The sequence below is a fragment of the Gymnodinialimonas sp. 202GB13-11 genome, assembly GCF_040932485.1.
Lineage (GTDB): Bacteria > Pseudomonadota > Alphaproteobacteria > Rhodobacterales > Rhodobacteraceae > Gymnodinialimonas > Gymnodinialimonas hymeniacidonis.
Genome location: NZ_JBFRBH010000001.1, coordinates 1,926,967 through 1,950,133, shown reverse-complemented (window position 1 = coordinate 1,950,133; position 23,167 = coordinate 1,926,967). Strand labels below are relative to the sequence as shown.

The 23,167-nt window shown below is 61.4% G+C and carries 26 protein-coding genes; 10 read left to right on the top strand and 16 right to left on the bottom strand.

The features are described 5' to 3' along the window. Window positions 1-12 precede the first annotated feature (12 nt). From V8J81_RS09775 to V8J81_RS09760, 4 genes are all read right to left on the bottom strand, one after another. On the bottom strand, window positions 13-261 hold the full coding sequence (locus V8J81_RS09775; RefSeq protein WP_368475563.1) for a hypothetical protein: 249 nt from the start codon (window positions 259-261) through the stop codon (window positions 13-15). After that, window positions 261-1,643 (bottom strand): pyruvate dehydrogenase complex E1 component subunit beta, encoded by a 1,383-nt coding sequence (locus V8J81_RS09770; RefSeq protein WP_368475562.1) that lies wholly within the window; start codon window positions 1,641-1,643, stop codon window positions 261-263. The genes V8J81_RS09775 and V8J81_RS09770 overlap by 1 nt, the downstream gene beginning before the upstream one ends. Further along, window positions 1,644-2,672, bottom strand: a complete 1,029-nt coding sequence (pdhA, locus tag V8J81_RS09765) for a pyruvate dehydrogenase (acetyl-transferring) E1 component subunit alpha (protein ID WP_368475561.1) — start codon at window positions 2,670-2,672, stop codon at window positions 1,644-1,646. It abuts the gene before it with no gap. Between the two features lie 147 nt (window positions 2,673-2,819). Continuing rightward, window positions 2,820-3,113: an FtsB family cell division protein gene (locus tag V8J81_RS09760; protein WP_368475560.1), complete on the bottom strand. Its 294-nt coding sequence runs from the start codon at window positions 3,111-3,113 to the stop codon at window positions 2,820-2,822. A gap of 163 nt (window positions 3,114-3,276) precedes the next feature. Between V8J81_RS09760 and V8J81_RS09755 the strand changes: the two genes are divergently transcribed. Beyond that, on the top strand, window positions 3,277-4,875 hold the full coding sequence (locus V8J81_RS09755) for an acyl-CoA dehydrogenase family protein (protein WP_368475559.1): 1,599 nt from the start codon (window positions 3,277-3,279) through the stop codon (window positions 4,873-4,875). A 4-nt stretch (window positions 4,876-4,879) separates the two neighbouring features. Here the strand turns inward: V8J81_RS09755 and V8J81_RS09750 are convergent, their stop codons facing one another. The 6 genes from V8J81_RS09750 to V8J81_RS09725 form a co-directional block, all read right to left on the bottom strand. Continuing rightward, window positions 4,880-5,770, bottom strand: coding sequence for a fructose bisphosphate aldolase (locus V8J81_RS09750; RefSeq protein ID WP_368475558.1), 891 nt, complete (start codon window positions 5,768-5,770; stop codon window positions 4,880-4,882). A gap of 72 nt (window positions 5,771-5,842) precedes the next feature. Next, on the bottom strand, window positions 5,843-7,021 hold the full coding sequence (locus V8J81_RS09745; protein ID WP_368475557.1) for a phosphoglycerate kinase: 1,179 nt from the start codon (window positions 7,019-7,021) through the stop codon (window positions 5,843-5,845). Between the two features lie 174 nt (window positions 7,022-7,195). Beyond that, complete coding sequence (gene gap, locus V8J81_RS09740; protein WP_368475556.1) at window positions 7,196-8,197, bottom strand: type I glyceraldehyde-3-phosphate dehydrogenase; 1,002 nt, start codon at window positions 8,195-8,197, stop codon at window positions 7,196-7,198. A 120-nt stretch (window positions 8,198-8,317) separates the two neighbouring features. Beyond that, window positions 8,318-8,923 carry a hypothetical protein gene (locus tag V8J81_RS09735; protein WP_368475555.1) on the bottom strand — a complete coding sequence of 202 codons (606 nt, stop codon included), beginning with the start codon at window positions 8,921-8,923 and terminating at the stop codon, window positions 8,318-8,320. A gap of 17 nt (window positions 8,924-8,940) precedes the next feature. Beyond that, window positions 8,941-9,084: a hypothetical protein gene (locus tag V8J81_RS09730; protein WP_368475554.1), complete on the bottom strand. Its 144-nt coding sequence runs from the start codon at window positions 9,082-9,084 to the stop codon at window positions 8,941-8,943. 39 nt (window positions 9,085-9,123) lie between these two features. Beyond that, complete coding sequence (locus V8J81_RS09725; protein ID WP_368475553.1) at window positions 9,124-9,609, bottom strand: cupin domain-containing protein; 486 nt, start codon at window positions 9,607-9,609, stop codon at window positions 9,124-9,126. 68 nt (window positions 9,610-9,677) lie between these two features. On the opposite strand from V8J81_RS09725, the gene V8J81_RS09720 reads away from it, so the two are divergent. Beyond that, window positions 9,678-10,457: a HalD/BesD family halogenase gene (locus V8J81_RS09720; RefSeq protein WP_368475552.1), complete on the top strand. Its 780-nt coding sequence runs from the start codon at window positions 9,678-9,680 to the stop codon at window positions 10,455-10,457. A 33-nt stretch (window positions 10,458-10,490) separates the two neighbouring features. Next, a complete protein-coding gene (locus tag V8J81_RS09715) occupies window positions 10,491-10,946 on the top strand; it encodes a hypothetical protein (RefSeq protein ID WP_368475551.1) in 456 nt (151 codons plus the stop codon). Here V8J81_RS09715 and gap (V8J81_RS09710) read toward each other — a convergent pair. Continuing rightward, on the bottom strand, window positions 10,943-11,947 hold the full coding sequence (gene gap / locus V8J81_RS09710; RefSeq protein ID WP_368475550.1) for a type I glyceraldehyde-3-phosphate dehydrogenase: 1,005 nt from the start codon (window positions 11,945-11,947) through the stop codon (window positions 10,943-10,945). The genes V8J81_RS09715 and gap (V8J81_RS09710) overlap by 4 nt on opposite strands. Window positions 11,948-12,154: 207 nt before the next feature. On the opposite strand from gap (V8J81_RS09710), the gene V8J81_RS09705 reads away from it, so the two are divergent. Both V8J81_RS09705 and V8J81_RS09700 read left to right on the top strand, forming a co-directional pair. Then, on the top strand, window positions 12,155-13,129 hold the full coding sequence (locus tag V8J81_RS09705) for a DUF808 domain-containing protein (RefSeq protein ID WP_368475549.1): 975 nt from the start codon (window positions 12,155-12,157) through the stop codon (window positions 13,127-13,129). A gap of 76 nt (window positions 13,130-13,205) precedes the next feature. Continuing rightward, the gene (locus tag V8J81_RS09700) at window positions 13,206-14,150 is read left to right on the top strand and encodes a hypothetical protein (RefSeq protein ID WP_368475548.1); all 945 of its coding nucleotides are present in this window, start codon (window positions 13,206-13,208) and stop codon (window positions 14,148-14,150) included. Here the strand turns inward: V8J81_RS09700 and tkt are convergent. Then, window positions 14,147-16,162 carry a transketolase gene (tkt, locus tag V8J81_RS09695; protein WP_368475547.1) on the bottom strand — a complete coding sequence of 672 codons (2,016 nt, stop codon included), beginning with the start codon at window positions 16,160-16,162 and terminating at the stop codon, window positions 14,147-14,149. The genes V8J81_RS09700 and tkt overlap by 4 nt on opposite strands. A 185-nt stretch (window positions 16,163-16,347) precedes the next feature. Between tkt and V8J81_RS09690 the strand changes: the two genes are divergently transcribed. Both V8J81_RS09690 and V8J81_RS09685 read left to right on the top strand, forming a co-directional pair. Continuing rightward, the gene (locus V8J81_RS09690; protein WP_368475546.1) at window positions 16,348-17,394 is read left to right on the top strand and encodes a hypothetical protein; all 1,047 of its coding nucleotides are present in this window, start codon (window positions 16,348-16,350) and stop codon (window positions 17,392-17,394) included. After that, a complete protein-coding gene (locus V8J81_RS09685; RefSeq protein WP_368475545.1) occupies window positions 17,387-17,818 on the top strand; it encodes a cell division protein ZapA in 432 nt (143 codons plus the stop codon). Before V8J81_RS09690 ends, V8J81_RS09685 begins: the two co-directional genes overlap by 8 nt. Here V8J81_RS09685 and V8J81_RS09680 read toward each other — a convergent pair. After that, complete coding sequence (locus V8J81_RS09680; protein ID WP_368475544.1) at window positions 17,815-18,483, bottom strand: SDR family NAD(P)-dependent oxidoreductase; 669 nt, start codon at window positions 18,481-18,483, stop codon at window positions 17,815-17,817. The genes V8J81_RS09685 and V8J81_RS09680 overlap by 4 nt on opposite strands. 100 nt (window positions 18,484-18,583) lie before the next feature. Between V8J81_RS09680 and V8J81_RS09675 the strand changes: the two genes are divergently transcribed. Together V8J81_RS09675 and V8J81_RS09670 are read left to right on the top strand one after the other, a co-directional pair. Then, complete coding sequence (locus V8J81_RS09675; RefSeq protein WP_368475543.1) at window positions 18,584-19,186, top strand: biotin transporter BioY; 603 nt, start codon at window positions 18,584-18,586, stop codon at window positions 19,184-19,186. 188 nt (window positions 19,187-19,374) lie between these two features. After that, the gene (locus tag V8J81_RS09670; RefSeq protein ID WP_368475542.1) at window positions 19,375-19,851 is read left to right on the top strand and encodes a hypothetical protein; all 477 of its coding nucleotides are present in this window, start codon (window positions 19,375-19,377) and stop codon (window positions 19,849-19,851) included. Here the strand turns inward: V8J81_RS09670 and V8J81_RS09665 are convergent, their stop codons facing one another. Then, the gene (locus tag V8J81_RS09665) at window positions 19,852-20,466 is read right to left on the bottom strand and encodes a DUF2199 domain-containing protein (RefSeq protein ID WP_368475541.1); all 615 of its coding nucleotides are present in this window, start codon (window positions 20,464-20,466) and stop codon (window positions 19,852-19,854) included. It abuts the gene before it with no gap. Beyond that, complete coding sequence (purF, locus tag V8J81_RS09660; RefSeq protein ID WP_368475540.1) at window positions 20,463-21,941, bottom strand: amidophosphoribosyltransferase; 1,479 nt, start codon at window positions 21,939-21,941, stop codon at window positions 20,463-20,465. The genes V8J81_RS09665 and purF overlap by 4 nt, the downstream gene beginning before the upstream one ends. Before the next feature lie 171 nt (window positions 21,942-22,112). Here purF and V8J81_RS09655 point away from each other — a divergent pair, with 171 nt between their 5' ends. After that, on the top strand, window positions 22,113-22,568 hold the full coding sequence (locus tag V8J81_RS09655) for a hypothetical protein (RefSeq protein WP_368475539.1): 456 nt from the start codon (window positions 22,113-22,115) through the stop codon (window positions 22,566-22,568). Window positions 22,569-22,586: 18 nt separating this feature from the next. On the opposite strand, the gene V8J81_RS09650 is transcribed toward V8J81_RS09655, so the two are convergent. Then, window positions 22,587-23,156 carry a CvpA family protein gene (locus V8J81_RS09650; protein WP_368475538.1) on the bottom strand — a complete coding sequence of 190 codons (570 nt, stop codon included), beginning with the start codon at window positions 23,154-23,156 and terminating at the stop codon, window positions 22,587-22,589. Between the last annotated feature and the right edge of the window lie 11 nt (window positions 23,157-23,167).

Below are 23,167 nucleotides of genomic sequence, written 5' to 3'. Positions count from 1 at the left end.
GCAAGCAGTCGCTTATTCGAGCGTGATATGTGTGAAGGGCGCGCGCGGTGCGGCGCCCTTGTGCAAGGCTGTGATGGCGTCGTTTAGGTCGTGCTGTTGGGCGGCGATCCACTCGTAAGCCTGATCGTGGCTCACTTTCTCATCCGTCCCGTATTGCTGCGACAGAAGTGCGTCAGAAACGAGGGCCACAATCTCCGTGCCGCCAAGGTCAATGGCGACACGGTAGGCGTCAGCAGAGCTGTTTTTGCCAAGAATGCGCATCAGCGGTAGGTGACCTGTTTGACGGCATCGACCACCTCGTCAGTGGTGATCAGCGCGTGACGTTCCAAGTTGGCCGCATAGGGCATAGGCACGTCCTTGCCGGTGCAATTGATGACGGGCGCGTCGAGGTAGTCGAACGCGTTCTGCATCAGGTAGGCCGACAGGTGGTTGCCGATGGAAGAGACGGGGAAGCCTTCCTCAACCGTCACGCAGCGGTTGGTCTTCATGACCGAGGCCAGCAGCGTGTCATAGTCGAGCGGGCGCAGCGTACGAAGGTCGATCACCTCGGCCGACACTCCGTCTTCGGCCAGCTTATCCGCGGCCTCAAGGGCGTATTGCATCCCGATCCCAAAGCTGACGATGGTCACATCCGTGCCCTCGCGCCAAACCCGTGCCTTGCCAAACGGAATGGTGAAATCATCCATATCCGGCACTTCAAAGGACCGGCCGTAGAGGATCTCATTTTCCAGGAAGATCACCGGGTTGGGGTCACGGATGGCTGTTTTCAACAGGCCCTTCGCGTCGGCGGCGGAGTACGGCATTACAACCTTCAGGCCTGGGATCTGGCTGTACCACGCCGCGTAATCCTGGCTGTGCTGTGCGCCCACGCGGGCGGCGGCGCCGTTGGGGCCACGGAACACCATGGGCGCACCCATCTGACCGCCGGACATGTAAAGCGTTTTGGCGGCGGAGTTGATGATGTGGTCAATCGCCTGCATGGCGAAGTTGAAGGTCATGAACTCCACAATCGGCTTTAGCCCGCCGAAAGCCGCGCCCACACCGATCCCGGCAAAGCCGTGCTCAGTGATCGGCGTGTCGATCACGCGCTTGGCGCCGAATTCGTCCAGCATGCCTTGGGTGACTTTGTAGGCACCGTTATATTCGGCAACCTCCTCACCCATGACAAAAACGCCGTCGTCGGCGCGCATCTCTTCTGCCATCGCGTCGCGCAAGGCTTCGCGGACCGTTTGGGTCTTCATCGTGGTGCCTTCGGGCCAATCCGGTGTCTGATCTGGCGTAGGGGCCGCAGGCGCGCTTGGGGTTGCCGCTGTGGCCGGGGCCGGATCGGCCTTGCCCTCAGAGGTTTCCAGCGCGGCCGGGGCAGGGGCGCTTTCGGCGGATGCGGCGGACATATCCTCGCCGTCCTCACCAATGATCGCGATGGGTGTGTTCACCTTCACGCCTTCGGTGCCTTCCTCGATCAGGATCTTGCCGATCACACCTTCATCGACGGCCTCGAATTCCATCGTCGCCTTATCGGTCTCAATCTCGGCCAGAATGTCGCCGGAATTTACGGTGTCACCTTCTTTCACCAGCCACTTGGCCAGCGTGCCTTCTTCCATCGTGGGGGAGAGGGCGGGCATCAGAATTTCTACAGCCATTTACACAGCCTCCCCTTGCGGGACTTCGTCCGCATAGATGTCGGTCCAAAGCTCCTCCAGCGCGGGCTCGGGGCTTTCCTTTGCGAATTCAGCGCTTTCGTTGACGATTTCCTTGATCTCCTTGTCGATCGCCTTGAGATCCTCTTCGGAGGCATGGCCACCGGTCAAAAGCATCTGGCGGACGTGTTCGATGGCATCGCGTTTTTCACGCATCTCCTGCACTTCCTCGCGGGTCCGGTACTTGGCCGGGTCCGACATGGAGTGGCCGCGATAGCGGTAGGTTTTGATTTCAAGGATGTAGGGGCCCTTGCCAGCGCGGCAGTGGGCGACGGCCTTTTCACCGGCGGCTTTCACGGCCAGCACGTCCATGCCGTCCACTTCCTCGCCCTCGATCCCGTAGGCCGCGCCGCGTTCCCAGTAGGAAGGGGACTTTGTCGACCGCTGGGTCGATGTGCCCATGGCGTATTGGTTGTTCTCGATCACGAAGATGCAGGGCAGGTCCCATAGCTCGGCCATGTTGTAGGCCTCGTATACTTGGCCCTGGTTCGCCGCGCCGTCGCCGAAATAGGTGAAGGTCACGCGGTCATTGCCTTTGTACTTGTCGGAGAAGGCAAGGCCCGCACCGAGCGGTACTTGCGCCGCAACGATGCCGTGGCCGCCGTAGAAATGCTTCTCTTTCGAGAACATGTGCATCGAGCCGCCCTTGCCCTTGGAGTAGCCACCCTCGCGGCCCGTCAACTCGGCCATGACGCCCTTGGGGTCCATCCCACACGCCAACATGTGGCCGTGATCGCGGTAGGAGGTAATGCGCTTGTCGCCTTCCTCAGCCGCAGCCTCGAGACCCACGACAACGGCCTCTTGCCCGATATAGAGGTGGCAGAAGCCGCCGATCAGACCCATGCCGTAAAGCTGACCGGCCTTCTCCTCAAAGCGGCGGATCAACAGCATTTCGCGGTAATACTTCTTCAGCTCGTCGGCTGAAACGTTCGGCTTGGCGTCTGCCTTCGCCGTGGCTTTGCGTGCGGCCATTCTTCGTTTCTCCTCCCCCAAAACGGGAATAGTTTAACGTTGAACTATTCCTTAACAGCATTGTTCCAAAGAGTCTTCCCGTCAACCTGACGCAGGGGAACAGTCCCGTTATGCAACGGGTGCAGGGCTTGACGCGGGGTCAGAGAGTTAGGGGAGGATCAGCTCGTCTGGCCGAGCATAGCCCAGAACGTTGCGCACCCGTTCGTCCAGCAGGTCAATGTCGAGGTAGTCGTCCGATAAGCGGCGGGTCAGGATCTCCATTCGATCGACCTGTGCCTCCAGCCGCGCAAGTTCGTCCTCCAGCCGGTCACGCTCAGCTTCCACCTGAATGCGCTGGAACAAGCCATTGTTCCCCTGCACCGCGGTGAAGGTGAAATAGAAACCGATCAGGAACAGCATCCCCGGAACAATGGCCCGGGTCAGCGATAAGGTACGCCACATGGTTCTGCCTCAAACGGGCCGGGACGGCCCACAAGTCGTGTCACCCCTCAGGGCGGATAGCTCGAAACGCCTCTGACGGGCGCATTGGGGGGAGATTCGCATATTCGGACGGCTTTGGGAATCCCCCGTGACGAAACGCGATTCGCGGGCCTAAACTTGCCCCATGGAGCCGCGCTCAAACCTGCCAACGCATGACGTGACCAACCAGCCGCCTGGGCGCGGGGACGGGGATTTGTGGGCCTGTGACCCGGTTCTTCAGGACCATGCGCACGGTGGCGATACGCCTCTGCTGCAACGGCAGGCGCAGGCGCTGGGAACGGCGCAGATGGCCGAGGCCGCGCGACAGGCCAACCGACAGTCGCCCGAGCTTCGGCTGTTTGACGCGGGCGGGCGGCGGTTGGACGAAGTGCGTTTTCACCCAGCATATCACGACTTCCTCCATCTGGGGTTAGGTAGTGGCTATGCGTCTGGCCCGTGGACGGGCGGCAGCCACCTCACCCACGCGGCAATGGTCTACCTGCATTCGCAAGTTGAACCAGGCACCTGTTGTCCGATGACGATGACCTACGCCGCTGTGCCGGCACTGCGTGGCGTGGGGGTACTGGGCGATCTTTGGGCATCTAAGTTGAGCAAGCCCCTCTACGACCCGTCAATCGCGCCGTTAGACGCAAAGGCCGGGGTCACGCTTGGCATGGCCATGACCGAGAAACAGGGCGGGTCAGATGTGCGGGCCAACACCACAAGTGCCGCGCGCACGGCGGACGGTTGGCGGCTTACGGGCCATAAATGGTTCTGCTCCGCGCCTATGTCCGATGGCTTTCTAACACTGGCGCAAGCCCCCGGCGGCCTGACCTGTTTCCTTGTCCCGCGTTGGTTGGAAGGCGGGCGCAACGCAATCCACATTTTGCGGCTGAAGGACAAGCTGGGGAACCGGTCCAATGCTTCGGCTGAGATCGAATACCACGGCGCGCTGGCCGAGAGCAATGGCGATGAAGGCGACGGCATCCGCACCATTTTGCAGATGGTTCATCACACCCGCCTCGATACAGCGACGGCGCCAGCGGGGTTGATGCGCGCCGCCCTAGGTCATGCCCACCATTGGGTAAGTCACCGCACGGCGTTTCAGAAGCGTTTGATCGACCAGCCCTTAATGCGATCTGTCCTCGCCGATCTGGTTCTGGATTGGGAAGGGGCAACGGCGCTGGCGTTTCGCGTGGCCGGGGCCTTTGATGATCCAACGCAGGCGGGCTTTGCGCGCATCGGCGTGGCCCTCGCCAAGTTCCTCAACAACAAGCTTGCCGGGCGAGTAATCAGTGAGGCGATGGAGGTAATGGGCGGCATGGGCTACGTCGAAGACACACCGCTACCAATGCTCTACCGCGAAGCGCCGCTCAACAGCATTTGGGAAGGCTCCGGCAATGTGATCTGCCTCGATATCCGGCGCAGTCTGGCGCGTGATCCATCCTGCGCGGAGGCGCTTGAGGCGGCATTGGAGGAGGGGCGGGGGCGCATCAAAAGCTACGATCTTGCCCTATCGCGATACCGCGAGGCTTGGCCCGGCTCTCCCTCCGAGGCGGAAGCGCGCCGGTTCGCTGCCCAGACGGCGCAGTTGCTAACGGCGGCAACCCTCATGCAGGCTGGCCCTCACGAAATCGCCGAAAGCTTTTGTGCGACGCGGCTATCGGGCAGCAGTTCAATTGCCGGAAGCGGGCCTGCCATCGCCCCAGCCCCGATCCTTGCGCGGTTGGGGCCGGAAGTCTGAGCGATCAGGTTATCGAAGCCGCGTGGATCTCGTCGATCGTGCGGCCGATCGCGTCGTTGAACGCAGTGTCGTCCTGCTGCGCCGACAAGCCCTCCGTCAGGGCCCGGCTGAAACTTGCTATGACGCCGTGGTTCTTTGCGAGCCGACCATTGGCCTCTTCCCGTGAATAGCCACCTGAAAGTGCCACAACCCGCATTACGCGCGGGTGGCTCACCAGGGGCGCGTAGTGGTCCTCTGCCTCCGGCAGGGTCAGTTTCAACATGATCTGGCGGTCGGCGGGTACGTTTTCCAACTCAGCGAGGATCGCATCCAGCAGCATCGCTTCCGCCTTTGCCTTGTCTGGCGCGGTAATCGAAACCTCGGGCTCAATGATCGGCACCATGTCGGCACCAAGCACCTCATCCCCGATGCGGAATTGCTGCGCGACATTGGCCTTGATGCCGGTTGCATTCGCCTCCCCAATCACCGAGCGCGCCTTGGAGCCGAAGATACCTGCCGCCTGCGCGCGCGCCAGCTTGTCGGCCAGCGTCTTGATCGGCTTCAAAAGCTGCACCCCGTCCTGCGCGTCAGCCAATCCATCGTCGATCTTCAGGAACGGCACCACCCGGCGCTCTTCCCACAAATACTGCGTCGACGGTTGACCTGCGATCTCACGATCCATGGTCTTCTCAAACAGGATGGCGCCGATCACCTTCTTGCCGGTAAAGGCCGGGGCCGAGGCGATCCGTGTGCGCATCTGGTGGATCAGGTCGAACATCTCGTCGTCCGACCGGTATGCATCCTCCGCAACGCCATAAAGCTTCAGCGCCTTGGGTGTGGAGCCCCCCGATTGGTCCAGCGCGGCGATGAAACCCGCACCCTTCTGCATCTGTGCAATCTGCTCTGCATTCGGCATCGGGGCCTCCTTCCGCTTGGGTTGAAGGCGGTTTAGGCCGTGGGGGCAGGGGCCACAATCATGGTTGCGCTATCAGTCGTTCCGCTTCAACGCGGCGACGCCGGGCAGGGTCTTGCCCTCCATCCACTCCAGAAACGCGCCGCCTGCCGTGGAGATATAAGTGAAATCGTCGGCCACACCCGCATGGTTGAGGGCCGCGACCGTGTCACCGCCACCGGCAACGGAGATCAATTGACCAGCCTGCGTGGCCTCGGCTGCAGCTCGCGCAGCAGCAACCGTGGCGGCATCGAACGGGGCAATCTCGAATGCGCCAAGCGGGCCGTTCCAGACCAGCGTTTTCACGCGATCCAGCACTTGGATGATATGCGCCACGCTGTCGGGCCCTGCATCGAGGATCATCGCGTCAGAGGGCACGTTCTCGGTCATCACAACCTCAGACGCTGCGCCCGCCTTGAACTCCCGCGCGATCACGACGTCACGCGGCAGAAGGATCTCGCAGCCTTGCGCAGCGGCCTTCTCGGCGATCTCACGGGCGGTTTCGGCCAGGTCGTGTTCGCACAGCGATTTGCCCACATCCACGCCCTGCGCCGCAAGAAACGTGTTCGCCATCCCGCCGCCGATCACCAGCACATCGACCTTTTCCACAAGGTTGCGCAGCAGGTCGAGCTTGGTGGAGACCTTCGCGCCTCCGACCAGCGCCATCACAGGCCGCTCTGGCGTGCCAAGCGCCTTTTCCAGCGCACCCAATTCTTCGGCCATCAATCGCCCGGCGCAGTTCGGCAAGAGTTTCGCCACGCCTTCCGTCGATGCGTGCGCCCGATGGGCTGCCGAGAACGCATCGTTGCAAAAGATGTCGCCAAGCGACGCAAGGAATTGCGCCATCTTGGGGTCGTTCGCCTCTTCCATGGCTGAAAAGCGCGTGTTCTCGATCAAAACCGGACCTTTAGCGGCCTCCAGCGCCGCGCGGTCCGGGCGTTCGATGAAAGTCACGCTTTGACCAAGGGCTGCCTCCAGGGCGGGCAGAGTGATGCGCAGCGACATCTCCGGCACATACTGCCCCTTGGGCCGCCCGAAATGGGCCAGCATGACCGACGTGCCACCGGCGGCGAGGATGTCCTTGATCGTGGGAACGATCCGGTCGATACGCGTCGTGTCCGTGACTTTGCCGTCCTCAACCGGAACGTTGATATCCACACGGGTCAAGACGATCTTGCCCGCAAGGTCCATGTCGTCGAGGGTGTTCCAGGTCATGGCTGTGTCTCCGGGCTGTGATGGCAATGCTGTGGCAAGGTTTGACCGCCCGCCGAAAGAGACGCAATGCCTCCTTCGGGTATATTTATGGCACATGGAAGACAGGGCATGCGGTTCACGGATCCGCTGCGAGCACGTCCCTGCAGGGGGCGGAGGAGGGGCGCGCCCTCCTGATCAGATCAGCTTGCCCATCGCAACAGCGGTATCGGACATCCGGTTGGAGAAGCCCCATTCGTTGTCGTACCAGCTCAGGATGCGGACCATATTTCCGTCCAGCACCTTGGTCTGGTCTAGATGGAAGACCGAGGAGTGGGGATCGTGATTGAAGTCGCTGCTCACCAGAGGCTCATCGGTGTAGCCAAGCACGCCCTTCAGCGGACCATCGGCGGCGGCGATGATGGCGTTGTTGACCTCTTCAACATTGGTTGCTTTGGAGGCTTCAAAAGTCAGGTCGACCACGGACACGTTCGGCGTCGGCACGCGGATCGCGACACCGTCAAGCTTTCCGTTCAGTTCTGGCAAGACAAGACCGACGGCCTTGGCGGCCCCTGTAGAAGTCGGGATCATCGACATCGCGGCGGCGCGGGCGCGGTAGAGATCCTTGTGCATCGTATCCAGCGTCGGCTGGTCGCCGGTGTAGCTGTGGATCGTCGTCATGAAGCCCTTGGTGATGCCCACGGCGTCGTTCAGGACCTTGGCCACCGGCGACAAGCAGTTCGTCGTGCAGGATGCGTTCGAGACGACGATGTCGTCCGAGGTCAGGCTGTCGTGGTTGACGCCGTAGACGATGGTCTTGTCGGCATCCTTGCCCGGTGCGGAGATCAGCACACGGGACGAGCCGTTTTCGAGGTGTGCCTGGCAGGCCTCTTTTGAGGTGAAGATACCGGTGCATTCCAGGACGATATCAACGTGGCCCCAGGGCAGGTCGGCGGGGTTGCGGATTGCGGTGACCTCCATCGGGCCACGGCCCACGTCGATGGTCGTCTCGGTCGTCGTGACGGTCGCAGGGAAGCGGCCATGGACCGAGTCGTAGCGCAACAGATGGGCGTTGGTTTCCACCGGACCCAGATCGTTGATGGCCACAACTTCGATATCGGTGCGGCCGGACTCGATAATGGCGCGCAGCACATTGCGCCCAATGCGACCAAATCCGTTGATTGCGACTTTGACGGCCATGTCTGAGCCTCCTGACTTCCCATGTCTGCGCGGGGCCGCGTGCCTCGCGGCTATCCCTACGCTTGTGTTAGCGGTAACAGAGGCTCCTTACCGCGCCTTGCACAGGTTTGGAAGGGCCGATCATTGCGAGGGTTCGGTGCAATCCGACGGCGGCGGGGGCGGCGGCGAAGCCGGGATGCGCGCGGTGTCGATGCCGACATTGTTGGCACGCGCATCTGCAAGTTCAGCAAAGAGCGCGCTGTTTTCAGGCAAAGCCGTGCCGCAGACGCGGGCAAGACGCTCGTAATCGTCGTGGGTTGCTTGGCGTCCAAGTCCACCTGCACGCAAGGCGGCATTCGGGCGATAGACCGACAACTGACCATCTGCCGCAAAATGAAACGTGATCCCGGCACGCAGATCCTCGGGGTGATCAATGACCATTTGCGCGGTCCAGGCTTGGCCCGTGGCCCACTCCATCCAGCGTACGTCGACCTCGATCTCGGACCGGTTGAACAGGCTCCGACGTGGGATGCTCCCCGAAATCGTGCCGCCGCTCGCATAGCTCGTGTCCCCAGTCCAATCGGCGATCTCGAAACCCCAAGGGATCATGTCTGCGCCGTTGAGGTGCAGATCGTAGAGGACCGGCCAATTTCGGGGTGCGCCCGTGTCGTAACTGATTGACCGGGATGTGTTGAAAACAAAGCTCCCGCCGAACCAAAGTGCAGCCCACAGCACAAGGCCTGCCAACAGGCTAAATCCAAGCCTCAGCGCCAAAAGGCCATCCAGCGCAGAAGCTCCGCGAATTTTCGGGCGAGGAACAGGGAATTCGACCAGTCGAACAGGACTGCATCAACCGCGAGGCAGGCGGCGAGTACAATCCCGATCCATATGGCAAGTGCGTTCGTCATCGCGGCGGACCCTGCCACGCGGCGCAGGCGGGCGGAAGGCTATTTCTTCGCGCCCAGAACAGGATTGGAAATCGCATCAATATCGACCAGCCCATAGTCCAGCCCCTTGTTGCGGAAGATACGTTTGCCCTGCCGCAAATAGTCGCCCACATCGTGATCCAGCCGCTGTCCCATCACCAGAATACGCAGCACTTCATCGCCCGTGTTGACGATCGTATGCCCCAACCCGCCCGCACGGTAGCCGATGAAGTCACCCGGCCCGATGGCCTGATCTTCTTCACCGATGGTCGCTGTTCCAGTGCCTGAGAGGATGTAGACCGCCTCATCCTCATGGTAATGGACGTGGTATTCGGTTGTCTCATCGCCCGGAGCGACCTCTATCAAGTGAATGCCTAGACCCGTTAGCCCTGTGGCATCGCCAAGCGATTTGTTGATCCGTTTTGCGTTCGGATTGCGGAAATGGACCTTCTCCAACCCTTCCATCGCTTCGATCTCGGCGGCCTTAATCAGGTAGGTGTCGGTCATGGGCTGGTATCCTCTGGTCTGAGCGATCAAGTTGCGCGGTAGGGACAGAAAGGTAAAGGGAAGGCGCAATGTCACCTGACACGATCATCGACATGGACACGCATCCTCTGGGTGAGGGAGCCTTCCGGGCGCTCTGCCGCGATACGCTGGAGCGGGATGGCGTCTTGGTACTTCGGGACTTTATCCGGCCGGACGCCCTCGCTTCGATGCAAGCGGAGGCTGAAGCCGGCGAAGCGCAGGCGCATTTTTGTGTGCAAACCCATTCGGTCTATCTGACGCCGCAAGATGCCGCCTTACCGGAAGATCATCCAGCGAACCGGCAGGTCGTCTCATCCAAGGGATGCATCTGCGACGACATCGTGTCCGCGAACTCCCACCTGCGTACCCTTTACGATGCGCCGGAATTTCGGGAATTCATCATGTCTGTCACGGGCGAGGCAGCCCTGCACCCCTATGCGGACCCCCTGTCATCCATCAACATCCACTATGCCCGACGCGGGCAGGAACTGGGCTGGCATTTCGACAATTCGTCTTTCGCGATAACGCTTCTGATCGAAAAGCCGGAGGCAGGCAGTTGCTTCGAATACATCAAGGATTTGCGCGACGCCGATGCGGGCGAGATGAACTACGAGGGCGTGCGCGCTTTGTTGGATGATGAGATTGCGCCTGATGTGCTGGAGATGGCCCCGGGCGCGCTGGTTCTGTTTCGGGGACGCAATTCCATCCACCGCGTCAGCCCGAATGAAAGCGACAAGACGCGGATGTTGGCTGTTCTGGCTTATAATGCGGAGCCGGGGGTGGAACTTTCCGAAAGCGCCCGGATGACGTTTTACGGGCGGCTTTCTTGACCGTTCCGTTTGCAAACGTTGACCGACCGATAAGTGTGTGGAACGCTAACCGGTAACACCAACAAACCGGTCAACACCGTGACCCTTGAAGACTTTTTCCGTGAGAAAGCGCGCCTTTACTCGGCTGGCAATGTGGCCGGGTCTGTCCGCAACGTTCAAGTTCCGATGGTGGCCCATGTGGCCGGGTCCACCTTTGCGGCAAACCGTCTGGACGATGTGATCCTTGCGCTCGAGATCTACCGAAACAACCTATTGGTTGAAAGCTACGTGCGTACCGAGATCACGGAATTCCATGAAACTGCCGCGGTCGACGGAAAGGTTCAAGCGTTCGTCCGATACCGCAATGTAAATGACAAGGGCGGTGAGATCAGCAGTTTCGACGCGACATTCATATGCCGTCAGACCAATGGAAATGGCTGGGTGATCTGCGAAGCGGAAAGTATACCACCGGTGAAAGAACGGTTTCTGGCTGGGATTGCGTTGGCTTAGTGCATCAACCGACCCATGGCGCCCGCCACATCGGCCATGCGCACCGAGAAGCCCCATTCATTGTCGTACCACGCCAGCACCCGCACCGTGCGCCCGCCCACAACCTTGGTCTGGTCAGGGGCGAAGATGCTGGAATGCGGCGTGTGGTTGAAATCGATGGACACCTTCGGCTCCGGATCATAGGCCAGAACCGCCCCCATATGACCTGCCGCCGCTTCGGCCACGACCTCGTTCACGTCTGCGACGGTCACGTCGCGCGCAGCCTCAAAGGTCAGATCGACCGCGGAGACGTTGGGCGTGGGCACGCGCAGGGCGGTGCCATCCAGTTTGCCTTCCATCTCGGGCATCACTTCGGACAGCGCCTTGGCCGCGCCAGTCGAAGTGGGGATCATCGCCATCGCAGCAGCCCGCGCGCGGTACAGATCCTTGTGGCGGCGGTCCAGCGTCGGCTGATCGCCAGTGTAGCTATGGATCGTCGTCATGATCCCGCGTTCAATGCCAATCGCCTCGTTCAGCACCTTGGCCAAAGGCGCGAGGCAGTTGGTGGTGCAGGACCCGTTCGAAATCATCCGCTCCTCGGCCCGCAGATCGCGGTGGTTCACACCATAGACCACGGTTCGATCCACGTTCGTGGCCGGGGCCGAAATCAGGACCTTCTGTGCGCCACGCTCCAGGTGCACAGCGCTTTTGTGGCCGTCATTGAATTTGCCGGTGCATTCCAGAACGACATCGCAGCCCTCCCAATCCAGCTCCTCCGGCTCATAGGTCGAGAACACCTTCATCGGCCCGCGTCCCAGATCCATCGTGTCGTCTTCAACCCGAACCTCGCCGGGGAAGCGGCCATGCACACTGTCGTAGCGCAGCAGGTGGGCGTTGGTCTCAATCGGGCCAGTGGCGTTGATCTTGACCACCTGCACATCATTGCGCGCGCTTTCAGCGATATGGGCCAAAGTGGCGCGCCCGATCCGGCCGAAACCGTTGATGCCGAGGGTGATGGTCATGTCGTGGCCTCCTCTAATCGATGCCATTTCGATAGGGGCTGGAGCCGAGTCTGGAAACCCAAAAGCCCGGTAATTTCCGCATGTTAGCGTAAACGGTTGCGCAAACATTTCGTGGTTGCGCTAACAGCATGCGGAACCCGCCACGGGTGGACGTCGTTGGCCATCATTGTATATGGCGACACAAAGCAAGCGCGTGGAGACAGGCAGATGAGCGGACTTCTGGCCCTTTTGGACGATGTGGCAGCCATTGCGAAAGTGGCAGCAGCCTCCGTCGACGATGTGATCGCACAGGCGGGCAAGGCCGGGGCCAAGGCCGCGGGCGCAGTGATCGACGATGCGGCCGTAACGCCGAAATACGTGCATGGGTTCGAGGCCAAGCGCGAATTGCCCATCGTGTGGAAAATCGCGCGGGCGTCCATCTTCAACAAACTGGTGATCCTGCTGCCCGCCGCACTGGTCCTGTCGGTGTTCGCGCCGTGGTTGATCCCCGTCTTTCTAATCTTTGGCGGGGCCTATTTGTGTTTTGAGGGGGCCGAGAAGGTTCACCATTGGCTCTCGCCCAAGCACCACGATGTAGAAGAACTCGTGGCCAAGAAGATGTCGGCCGAAGACAGCGCGCATCTGGAAGAGCAAAAGGTAAAAGGTGCGATCAAGACCGACTTCATCTTGTCGGCCGAGATCATGACGATTGCGCTCGCGGCGCTTGAGACGGACTCGTTGTGGTTCCGCGGCGCAGCACTGGCCGTTGTGGCCGTGGGGATTACCGTTCTGGTTTACGGTGCAGTGGCGCTGATCGTGAAGGCCGATGACGTCGGCCTGCACATGGCGTCTAACGGGCGGCTTGGCGCCACACAAAAAATCGGCGAGGCGATTGTGCGCGGTATGCCGACCTTCCTGAAGGTGCTGACCTTCGTGGGCACCTTGGCGATGCTGTGGGTCGGTGGCTCGATCATTCTTCATGCCGTGGCGGAGATCGGCTGGCACGCGCCAGAGGATTGGGTGAAGGATGTGGCCGAAAACCTTGCCGGTGAGCAGGGCTTTGGCAACTGGCTGGTCAAGGCCGTGATCGACGGCATCGGCGGCCTGATCCTTGGCCTGCTGTTGATCCCTGTGGTCACGAAAGTCATCGGTCCGCTGATGCGAGCCGTGGGCCTTGGCGGAAAGGCCGAAGAGGCCCACTGAGCGCAAAGGCAGCAGAACCCGTAGAAGGCTGTTGGTGCGCCACACTCCAGCCATAGAATTGCGATAGCCACCTCCCATGAGGGTATCGCGTTTTGGTTTTGTGATCACTGCCTGCCTTATTGGCGTGGCTTCGCTTTGTGGGTTTGTGACCCAACCCGCAGATCAACCGTTGATGCAGCGCGCAGCCGTAGCTGAGCCTGTTGATCTAGAAGCTGCGGATTGGGCAGAATTCTGCGAAACAACAGATTGTAGCCAAATCCCAGAGGGTTACACGACCTATGTGCTGGCACCCCACACGTATTACTTCCCCAGTAACGAGGTGCTGTCGGAACAGTTTCCTCAGATCACGCTTGGCTTTGCCGTTCCGCGTGATTTTGTCGATCGACGGGCAGACGGCAGCATCCGGCGCTCGTTTTCGCACAGCAGCCGCCTGAGGATCCGCGCGTGCTGCAACGCGATGCTGGCCCATTACGGCCTGATCGATGCCGATGCGCTCAGCGAGAATTCCGTGGGTCCGGGTGTATCCGGATGGATGCGCCTGTACGCTCAAAGCTGGTTCGCGGTTTCAGATCACTCCGGCGGGCTGCTTTCAGACTTCATTTCCGCAGATCAGCGTTCCTATAACGACGATTTCTGGCTGATCGAGATCGGCGATCTCACTGGCCCCCGGCAGGTGCGTAGCTTCACGGTTCTGTCAAAAACTCCGCTGCTCAACGGCTACCGCGTCCTCGCGCATTGCACGACTTATTGTGATATCGAGACGGTGGCGTTCGAAGCGGACGCTGAAAATACGCGCCCGCATGTCGTTATGGATATCAATCCCCGTCAGGGATTGGGCTCAGCCGCCCGGCTAAGGCCAGATTACGAGTGGAGCCTGTTTCGGTGTGCGCCAGAGGCACTGGGCGACGGGTGTGATCCCGCCGTAGCGATATTTGACGAGCTTCCTCGGATGCTAGGCCTTCTCGATACGATGTTCGAGATGGCCCAGGTGCATCCGTCTGGCTTGACGACGTCAGATTAGAGCAGCGATTTTACCTTGTTCGCCACAGCTTCTGCCGTGATGCCGAAGTGTTCGTAGAGCTCTCCGGCCGGGGCGGACGCGCCGAAATCATGCATCCCCACAAAGCCCGACTTCTCGCGCTTGCCGCGCTCACCGAACAGCCAGCGGTCCCAGCCGAACCGGATCGCGGCCTCAACAGCCACACGCACCGGCCCGCCGGGCAGCACGCGCTTGCGATAGCGCTCGTCCTGCTCCTCAAACAGTTCCCAGCAGGGCATGGAGACAACGCGCGTTCCGATCCCTTCGGCCTGCAGCAGGTCCCGCGCGGCCATTGCAATCGCCACTTCCGAGCCCGTCGCCATCAGGATCGCCTGCCGTTTCCCCTCTGCATCGGCCAGCACATATGCGCCTTGCTCGGTCAGGTTCTTGGTCTTGTGCTCGGTCCGCACCGTCGGCAGGCCCTGACGGCTCAGCGCCAGCGTCGACGGCGTCTCACGGCTGGAAATCGCGATTTCCCAAGCCTCTGCCGTTTCCACCGCGTCGGCGGGGCGGAACACGTTCATGTTCGGCGTCGCGCGCAGCATGGCAAGGTGTTCCACCGGCTGGTGCGTCGGGCCATCTTCGCCCACACCAATCGAGTCGTGGGTCATCACGTAGACCGGCGCGATTTTCATCAGGGCCGACAGCCGCATCGACGGGCGCGCATAATCGGTGAAGGTGAAGAAGGTACCGCCATAAGGCTTCACGCCACCGTGCAGGTACATGCCGTTCATCGCAGCGGCCATGGCGTGTTCGCGGATGCCATAGTGGATGTGGCGGCCTTTGCGATCGTCCGGGCCAAACACGCCAAGATCGGGCGTGTTCGTCAGGTTTGAGCCGGTCAGGTCAGCCGAGCCGCCGAGCGTCTCAGGAATGACGCCATTGATGACCTCAAGCGCCATCTGGCTGGCCTTGCGAGTGGCGACCTTGGGCTGTTCTTCCGAAAGTTTCTTCTTGTGCGCCTTGATCGCCGCGCTCAGCTTCTTGGGCATTTCACCTGCAAAGGCGCGCGTGAAATCGGCCTGTTTGCCAGCCGAGAGGGCGGCGAAGCGGTCTTCCCAATCCTTACGGGCTCCCACGCCGCGCTGGCCCACGCTTTCCCACCAGCTTTTCAGCTCAGACGGGATCTCGAACGCGCCATGGCTCCAGCCGTAGGCGGCCTTCGTATCGGCGACCAATTGCGGATCGGTCAGCGCGCCGTGGCCTTTGGCCGTGTCCTGCGCGGAGGACCCGATGGCGATATGCGTCTTGCAGGCGATCATCGCAGGCCGTTTGGAGGCCTTCGCCTCGGTCAGCGCGCGGTCGATATCCTCAGGATCGTGGCCATCGCAATCGAACACATCCCAGCCAGACGCAGCAAAGCGCGCCTTCTGATCTGTCACGTCGGACATGGAAACGTTGCCGTCAATGGTGATGCCATTGTCGTCCCACATCACGATCAAGCGGCTGAGTTCCTGACGACCGGCTAGCGCAATCGCCTCTTGGCTAACACCTTCCATCAGGCAGCCATCGCCCGCGATGCAGTAGGTGTAGTGGTCGATCACCTTCTTGCCCCAGCGGGCGCGCAGGCTCTCCTCGGCCATCGCGAAACCGACCGCATTGGCGATACCTTGCCCCAGCGGGCCGGTCGTCGTCTCAACGCCCTTCACATGACCATATTCCGGGTGGCCCGCGGTGATCGCGCCCAACTGGCGGAAGTTCTTGATCTGCTCCAGCGTCATGTCGGAATAGCCGGTGAGATAGAGCAGGGAATAGATCAGCATCGAGCCATGGCCCGCCGACAGGATGAACCGGTCGCGGTTGGGCCAATCCGGCGCGGAGGCGTCGAAGCTGAGGTGCTTGTCGAACAGAACCGTCGCTACATCAGCCATACCCATCGGCATTCCGGAATGCCCAGAATTCGCGGCGGCCACGGCATCCAGCGTCAGTGTGCGGATGCAGGCGGCGCGCGCCCAATGGTCGGGATTGCGGGCGGCGAGGGCGGCGATATCCATGATCTGGGAATCCTTTTGGCAGCAACGGGCGGAGGACCCCCTCCGCGAACTCGCAGCGGTGATAGCATCGCGCGGCCTGAGTGCAAGGCGCTGGAAGGCCGATCTGGGGCCGAATTCTGCGTATTTTCGCCATCCACGCTTGGAAAACCTTGCAAATCGGCGCGGTTTGACCCCCAAATGTAGATGTGTCAGAGGCAGGACACGCAATCGGTGCGCATCAGATCGGGACAGGCCCGGCATGCATCGGGGCAAACCATACCAGGACCGGCGCGACCAATGACGCGCGCGGCGACGAGGGGGCAAAGGCAGCCATGGGCGATAGTGCCGAGTTCGAAAAACTCACGGAATTGGAAGCGCGTCTTGCAACGGCGCTTGACCGGATAGCGGCGGGGCAGGCCGCGATGGCCGGCGGCGTGGCGGCGACGCCGTTCGACACTGGCGCGGCAGATGCCGCTCGCGAAGAGGCTGAGGCCCGCGCAAGCGAATTGTCTGAGCGGGTCAATATGCTGGAGGCGCAACTGGCCGAGACGCAGGATGCCCTCAGCGAGACCACCGAAGACCTGACCCGCGCGAAAGCGGAGCGGGATGAGGCGATGGCTATGGCCACAACGCCCGCCGAGATGCCGGAGGACTCATCTGACATTGAGGCGCGTCTGGCGGAGGCCGAGGCCGCGCGCGATGCGGCGCAGGCCGAACTGGCGGACAAAGAAACGGAACTGACCGCCCGCGCGGCAGAGCTTGAAGAAAAGGACGCCGCGCTGGCTGAGGCGCAAGCCGCCTTGATCGCGACATCCGAACCGACTGCGGAGGCTACGCCCGAAAGCCCGCCTTCTGAGGATGATCCCGACGTCGAGGATATGGAAAAGGCGCTGGCTGTGATGACGCGCCGTGTGGAACGCGCGCGCGCCGAACGGGACGAGGCGCGCAAGGCCTGTGACCGGGCCGTCGATATGGCCGAGGAACTACGTGAAGCGATGGGTGAGACGCCGGAAGAGCGTGTTCTGGAGCTTCGCCACCAGCTTCGCCTGATGAAAACGCGGGCCGAAGATCTGGCCGCTCAGCTTGCCATTGTGAACAGCGGGGCAGATGCCAGCGAGGCCGAGCAGGGCCTTGTCACCGAATTGGAAGCGTTGCGCCAGTTGCGTGCCGCCGATGCGGCAGAACTGGATCGCATCATCGCGGATGTTGAGGCTGGACAGGCCGCCGCCGGAGCAGGAGGGGCCCATGCCTGAGGTTGAAATCGAAATAGGTGGTCGTGCCTTCAGCGTGGCCTGTCAGGATGGCGAAGAAAGTTATCTGCGCTCTGCCGCCAAGATGCTGGACACGGAAGCCGCTGTGGTTCTCGGCCAGATCGGGCGTATTCCGCCCGAGCGGATGCTGTTGATGGCGGGTCTGATGCTGGCGGACAAAACGGCAGCGCTCGAGGATGAATTGCGTGGTTTGAACGACAAGATCGCCAATCAGGACAAGGCGTTACGGTCTGCCGAGGAACGGCTGGCCGACCGCGCGCGCCGAATTTCGGAACTGCAAGAAGCCGGGCCGCGCACAGAATTGCCGGATGCTCTGACAGACGGTCTTGTGGAACTGACGGCGCGGGCCGAAGCGATGGCAGACGCCATGGATGCCGCCGCGAGCGACCCCAACAGCGCGGCCTAACCGAGTAGGGCGGGGGCCAGCAGACGCGCGGCCTCTTCCTTCGGATCAGCCAGTTTTGAACGATCCTCACCCGGATAGAAGCGGGCGCGTGTCGCCGTGGGCATTGGGTTCGGGCGCAAAAGATGCACGTTCAGTGGCGCTTTGACCGTCTCGGCCTGCCAGCACTGGATCAAAGCCCGTTGCGCGGCTTTCGACATGGCATAGCCGCCTGCGAACTTCTCATCCCACTGGTCATCGAAGAACACCGCATGCGGCGCATCTGACGGTAGGATCAGCGGCTCAACGTTGCTGACCAGCCGCGAGAATGCGCGGATGTTGGCACCAATGACCTTGTCGAGGTCCTTGGGCTGGATATGCGGAGCAGGGGTCAGCGCCGTGACGTGGATCATCGCGTTCACCCAGATGTCCGCGCGACCCCAACGGTCGTGGATGGACCGGCACAGATGTGCAATCGCACCGTCATCGGTCAGATCCATCGGCGCAAGCGTTGCCTGCCCACCTGCGGCCTTGATGCGGTCGTCGAGCTCTTCCAGCCCGCCGATTGTGCGGGCGACGGCGACAACATGGGCCCCTTGTGCGGCCAGCCATTCGGCAGAGGCGGCACCAAGCCCCCGGGAGGCGCCAGTGACAAGGGCGATGCGGTTTTCAAGCGGCTTATCTGTCATAGCGCGCCCATAGCCCGCGTGTGCGACCAAGCGCAAGGGTAACGCTACCTGTGTTGACTTCGCCGCGCCGCAGAGGAATACCTTTGAGCAAGGGGCAGACATGCCTGATCCACTGGGACAAGGAGGCACTGAAATGGGCCGTGACACGACACTTCTTTCCGCAACGCTTGGGCAAGAAAGCCTGTGGCGCAAGGTTTTCGCCGTTTTGGCGGGCTCCCTTCTGATCGCCGTTGCCGCACAATTCAGCGTGCCGATTGGCCCGGTGCCGCTGTCGCTGCAAACCCTCGCGATCCTTACCATCGGGTTGACCTATGGCTCGCGCCTCGGTGCGATCACGCTTCTCGCCTACCTTGCCGAAGGTGCAGCTGGCCTGCCTGTCTTCTCCAACGGCGGCGCGGGCATCGGCTACATGATGGGGCCGACCGGCGGCTTCCTGATCGGCTTCGTTGCCACCGCGTGGATCGCAGGTCTGGCAGCAGATCGTGGCTGGACGTCCAACATCGCCAAGACCCTGCCGCTGGCCCTGATCGCGGCTGTTGTCCTTTACATCCCCGGTCTGCTTTGGCCTGCGGCCATGCTCGGCACGGATTGGTCCGCTCTGTGGTCCGGCTGGATGGCGCCGTTCCTGACTGGTGACGTGATCAAGGCAGTTTTGGCAACGCTGGCTGTTGCCGGCGGTTGGGCTGTGCTGAAGCGCCGCTGATCGAGCGAACAAACGCGGGTTTCCCGCCGTTGAAATAAAGCGACCGGTCCTCAAGATGGGACCGGTCGTTTTTCTTTTGGATCGCCCCATCAATGCGCTGTGCTTTGTTCTGCCTTTCGCTTTTGCTCGCGACTTCTGCCCAAGCGCAAACACGGCCCGGCGGGGGGACGGCAGGGCTTGGGCTGAGATTGGAACAAGATGGCGCGCCCGTGGCCTTCTCGTTTGAGGACGGGGCCTATATCGCCACGCTCAACGCAGCCCCTTTTGCCTTCGTGCTGCCGGACCCGCTGCCGGATGTGTTCGGCGTGACTTTCGGGCGAGAGGATTTGTTTGGTCTGCTGGATTTGCCTGCGGAAGCCGGGCTATTTGGCCCCGGAAGCGGCTATGCGCGAGAGGAGGGGCTTTTGGCCGCCCATTTCATGACCGACCCGATTTGCGCGACCGAGGGCCTTGGGCCGGGTCACAACTACCTCGATCCGGAGCGGCGGACAGGAAATGCCTATCCGGTGGCCGCGATCCATGTCGATGCCGCCTCGCGCCGGTGCAATGACCCGGACAGATTGCCGATGGAAACCAACCTGATCGGCGTCATTGCCCCGATCTATGTCGTGGTACGTGTCGATGATGTGATGGAGCGGCTGATCCTGCGGTTCGTCAGCGGCTGATCAGGCCTTGAGGTGCTGAACGACCTCACCGCATCCAAGGGTCTCGTATAGCTCAAGGATTTCGCCAGCGCGCATTCCTTCTTGCTGCCCTTGATAAAGCGGGTGCTTTTCGTCTGTGATCCAGTAAAGCGGTGTACGGCCCTCGGAATAGGGCACAAGCACGCCTTTTGTCAGCAACGGGCCGCTGATCGGGGGAAGCTGCGTGTAGAGCCACGAAAACTGATCGCCCATATTCTGCGCATCGCCGCGCTGTTGGGCGGAGCGGAAGCGCGCATGGTTGCCCGATGACAGGCTGCACCAGACGCCTAAGAAAACTTCGCTGTCGGTGTCCTTGACCGGAATGGGCAGGAATGCGCGAAGCAGGAAATTGCCGTCCCGGCGCGCATAACTATCGGTGAGCATTTCCATGTAACCCAGCTCGAACGTCTCGTCCTCCTTCGGTTCGGGTGGGTTCTTCCAGCCGAAGGGTGCGGCGGGCCAGAATGCCCCGTCTGCGGCGCGCCATTCCTTGTCACAGCAGGCGCAGCGATAGGCGCGGTCCACCAGCCTTCGCGCCAACTCCGCCTCGGGCAATTCCGGGGCAGGGCGGTCACGGCGGAAGAGTTTGCGGATCATTCCGCGGCCTCCAGAAGCTGGAATCCTTTCGCAAGCTGGTCGGTCGGCCGCACCGGATACGCGCCCGAGAAGCAGGCGTCGCAATAGGCGGGTTTCGCCGGGTCGCGGCCATTTGCTTCGCCCACAGCGCGGTACAGGCCATCGAGCGAGATGAATTTCAGGCTGTCCACGCCCAGATGATCGCGCATTTCATCCTCGGACATGGTTGCGGCCAGCAGCTTTTCGCGCTGGGGCGTGTCGACCCCGTAGAAGCAAGGCCAAGCCGTCGGCGGAGAAGCGATGCGGAAATGAACCTCAGCCGCGCCCGCATCCAGGATCATTTCCTTGATCTTGCGCGATGTCGTCCCGCGCACCACCGAGTCGTCCACAAGGATCACACGCTTGCCGCGAATAAGTGCGCGGTTGACGTTCAACTTCAGGCGCACACCCATATTGCGGATCTGTTCGGTCGGCTCGATGAACGTGCGGCCCATATACTGGTTGCGGATAATTCCCATGGCGTAGGGAATGCCGCTTTCCTGGCTGTATCCAATCGCCGCTGGCGTGCCGCTGTCAGGCACGGGGCAGACGAGGTCGGCTTCAACTGGTGTCTCCTTGGCCAATTCCACGCCGATCTGGCGGCGCGTGGTATAGACCGACTGCCCGCCGATGATGCTGTCAGGGCGGCTGAAATAAACATGCTCAAAGATGCAGAACCGCGACGGGCGCTTTTCGAACGGCCGGAAGCTCTCGATCCCTTTATCGGTGATCACCACCATCTCGCCGGGTTCAACATCCCGCAAGTATTCGGCGCCAATGATGTCGAGGCCGCAGGTCTCGGACGAAAGCGCATAGCCATCGCCGATCTTACCGATCACCAGCGGGCGCACGCCGAGCGCGTCGCGGCAACCGATCAGCTTGGTGCGCGTCATGGCGACGACCGAGAACGCACCTTCCACGCGGCGCAGCGCGTCTTTCATTCGCTCGGGGATCGTTTTTTGCAGGCTGCGCGCCATCAGGTGAATTATGCATTCACTGTCGGACGAGCTTTGGAAAATCGAGCCGCGTTCAATCAGCTCGCGCCGCAATTCGTCCGCGTTGACGATATTGCCGTTATGGGCAATCGCCGCGCCACCCATGGAAAACTCGCCAAAGAAGGGCTGCACATCGCGGATCTGCGTCGCGCCCTTGGACCCGGCGGTAGAGTAGCGAACATGGCCGATCCCGAGGGAGCCGGGCAGCGTTTCCATGACCTTTTGGCTGGTGAACGTGTCGCGGACGAGGCCGAAGCGATGAGCGGAGTGGAACTGCTTGTCAGCATCGCAGGTGACGATACCACCCGCTTCCTGTCCGCGATGCTGCAAGGCGTGCAGGCCAAGGGCCACGAAATTCGCGGCATCCGTCACGCCAATGACGCCGAAAACCCCGCATTCTTCGCGCAGTTTATCATCATCGTCAGGCTCGAACGGATGGCGGGGAAAAGCTGTCTCGTCCATCGGGCGAATCTCCGGTGCCGGGGCTTGCCCCTGCATAGTGGGATGGGGCGGCAGTGTCACGAAAGGATCACAAACGCATCGCCGCCGATTTGGTAGAACAATGGACCGTCGCCACAATCTGCGGTAGTCTGACGCACAATTGAGCGGAAAAATGCAGATTGGAACAGGCCCATGCGATTGTTCATTTTCCTGGCCGGGGCGGCTATGGCGTGCAGTTATTTCGTAACATGGATTGAGCCGCCCTTTGCCGGGCAGGAGCTTTCGCCCAACGCGCTGATCGGGGATGGTCTGCAAGACATGATCGTCGATGGCCCGTGGCAGGCTTGGGTGTTTCTGGGGGGATTTGCGGCCGCTGGCCTTGCGGCGCTGACAGGGTTGCTTGGGCGTGGCTCGGGCCTTTTCTGCCTGTTGGCTGGTCTTTCGCCGGTTGTTCTCGGCATTCATTTCTACAGCCGGGCCGACGAATTCCGGGCCAATCTGGGTTTGCCGTTCGAGATTGATTTCCAGAACGCGGAGCAGGCTTATGAACTGCTGAGCGACTTCATCCGGGCCGGGCTGTGGATGTATCTGGGCGGCGCGGCTGTGTTGTTGCTAGCAGGGCTCGCAATGACGCTGGGGCGGCGCTGACCGCACTTGCGGAGAGGGTTACTCGGCGGGAGCAGCTTCTTCCTCGCCACCCACCAGCGCCTCGTAGCGGTCTTGAATCCAGCTTGGCATATCGGTTGGGATCTGCGCCTCGATATCTTCTTGAAGCGTCGAAAAGACTGCGGCGGAGCGGCTGTCGGAAATGGCCGGGATAGGCTCATCACCGACAATGCGGTCATAGGCGATCAATGCAACCACAACGAGCAGCACTCCACGCGCTACGCCGAACAGGAATCCAAGCGCTGCATCAATGCCGCCAATCGCGGATCGTTGCACGACAGACGAAAAGAGGGGCGTGAAAAGTGACACGACCACAAGGGCCACAACGAAGACGATGGCAAAACTGGCAAGGATACCCAACTCACGGCTTTCGCCGATGAAATCGCCTAGGTAGGGGATTTCCGAGATAAGGGGCAGAGCGTTCGGCGCGAAGATGAACGCCACGAAGGCCGCTGCGATCCAGCCGGCAATCGACATGACCTCCCGCACGAAGCCGCGCGCATAGGCCAGAATGGCCGAGATCACGATGACGCCGCCCACGACGCCGTCGAAAATGGTGAAGCCGTCCATAGCTGCCCTCT

Bases quoted from the DNA above. Each gene is read 5' to 3' on its own strand.
- V8J81_RS09725 (WP_368475553.1), bottom strand. From the start codon at position 9,609: ATGACCGACACCTACCTGATTAAGGCCGCCGAGATCGAAGCGATGGAA.
- V8J81_RS09745 (WP_368475557.1), bottom strand. From the start codon at position 7,021: ATGACCTGGAACACCCTCGACGACATGGACCTTGCGGGCAAGATCGTC.
- gap (WP_368475550.1), bottom strand. From the start codon at position 11,947: ATGACCATCACCCTCGGCATCAACGGTTTCGGCCGGATCGGGCGCGCC.
- purF (WP_368475540.1), bottom strand. From the start codon at position 21,941: ATGGACGAGACAGCTTTTCCCCGCCATCCGTTCGAGCCTGACGATGAT.
- V8J81_RS09655 (WP_368475539.1), top strand. From the start codon at position 22,113: ATGCGATTGTTCATTTTCCTGGCCGGGGCGGCTATGGCGTGCAGTTAT.
- V8J81_RS09775 (WP_368475563.1), bottom strand. From the start codon at position 261: ATGCGCATTCTTGGCAAAAACAGCTCTGCTGACGCCTACCGTGTCGCC.
- V8J81_RS09685 (WP_368475545.1), top strand. From the start codon at position 17,387: ATGCCTGAGGTTGAAATCGAAATAGGTGGTCGTGCCTTCAGCGTGGCC.
- V8J81_RS09755 (WP_368475559.1), top strand. From the start codon at position 3,277: ATGGAGCCGCGCTCAAACCTGCCAACGCATGACGTGACCAACCAGCCG.
- V8J81_RS09720 (WP_368475552.1), top strand. From the start codon at position 9,678: ATGTCACCTGACACGATCATCGACATGGACACGCATCCTCTGGGTGAG.
- V8J81_RS09700 (WP_368475548.1), top strand. From the start codon at position 13,206: ATGAGGGTATCGCGTTTTGGTTTTGTGATCACTGCCTGCCTTATTGGC.
- V8J81_RS09680 (WP_368475544.1), bottom strand. From the start codon at position 18,483: ATGACAGATAAGCCGCTTGAAAACCGCATCGCCCTTGTCACTGGCGCC.
- V8J81_RS09675 (WP_368475543.1), top strand. From the start codon at position 18,584: ATGCCTGATCCACTGGGACAAGGAGGCACTGAAATGGGCCGTGACACG.
- gap (WP_368475556.1), bottom strand. From the start codon at position 8,197: ATGGCCGTCAAAGTCGCAATCAACGGATTTGGTCGCATTGGGCGCAAT.
- V8J81_RS09650 (WP_368475538.1), bottom strand. From the start codon at position 23,156: ATGGACGGCTTCACCATTTTCGACGGCGTCGTGGGCGGCGTCATCGTG.
- V8J81_RS09750 (WP_368475558.1), bottom strand. From the start codon at position 5,770: ATGCCGAATGCAGAGCAGATTGCACAGATGCAGAAGGGTGCGGGTTTC.
- tkt (WP_368475547.1), bottom strand. From the start codon at position 16,162: ATGGATATCGCCGCCCTCGCCGCCCGCAATCCCGACCATTGGGCGCGC.
- V8J81_RS09760 (WP_368475560.1), bottom strand. From the start codon at position 3,113: ATGTGGCGTACCTTATCGCTGACCCGGGCCATTGTTCCGGGGATGCTG.
- V8J81_RS09665 (WP_368475541.1), bottom strand. From the start codon at position 20,466: ATGATCCGCAAACTCTTCCGCCGTGACCGCCCTGCCCCGGAATTGCCC.
- V8J81_RS09770 (WP_368475562.1), bottom strand. From the start codon at position 1,643: ATGGCTGTAGAAATTCTGATGCCCGCCCTCTCCCCCACGATGGAAGAA.
- V8J81_RS09730 (WP_368475554.1), bottom strand. From the start codon at position 9,084: ATGACGAACGCACTTGCCATATGGATCGGGATTGTACTCGCCGCCTGC.
- V8J81_RS09705 (WP_368475549.1), top strand. From the start codon at position 12,155: ATGAGCGGACTTCTGGCCCTTTTGGACGATGTGGCAGCCATTGCGAAA.
- pdhA (WP_368475561.1), bottom strand. From the start codon at position 2,672: ATGGCCGCACGCAAAGCCACGGCGAAGGCAGACGCCAAGCCGAACGTT.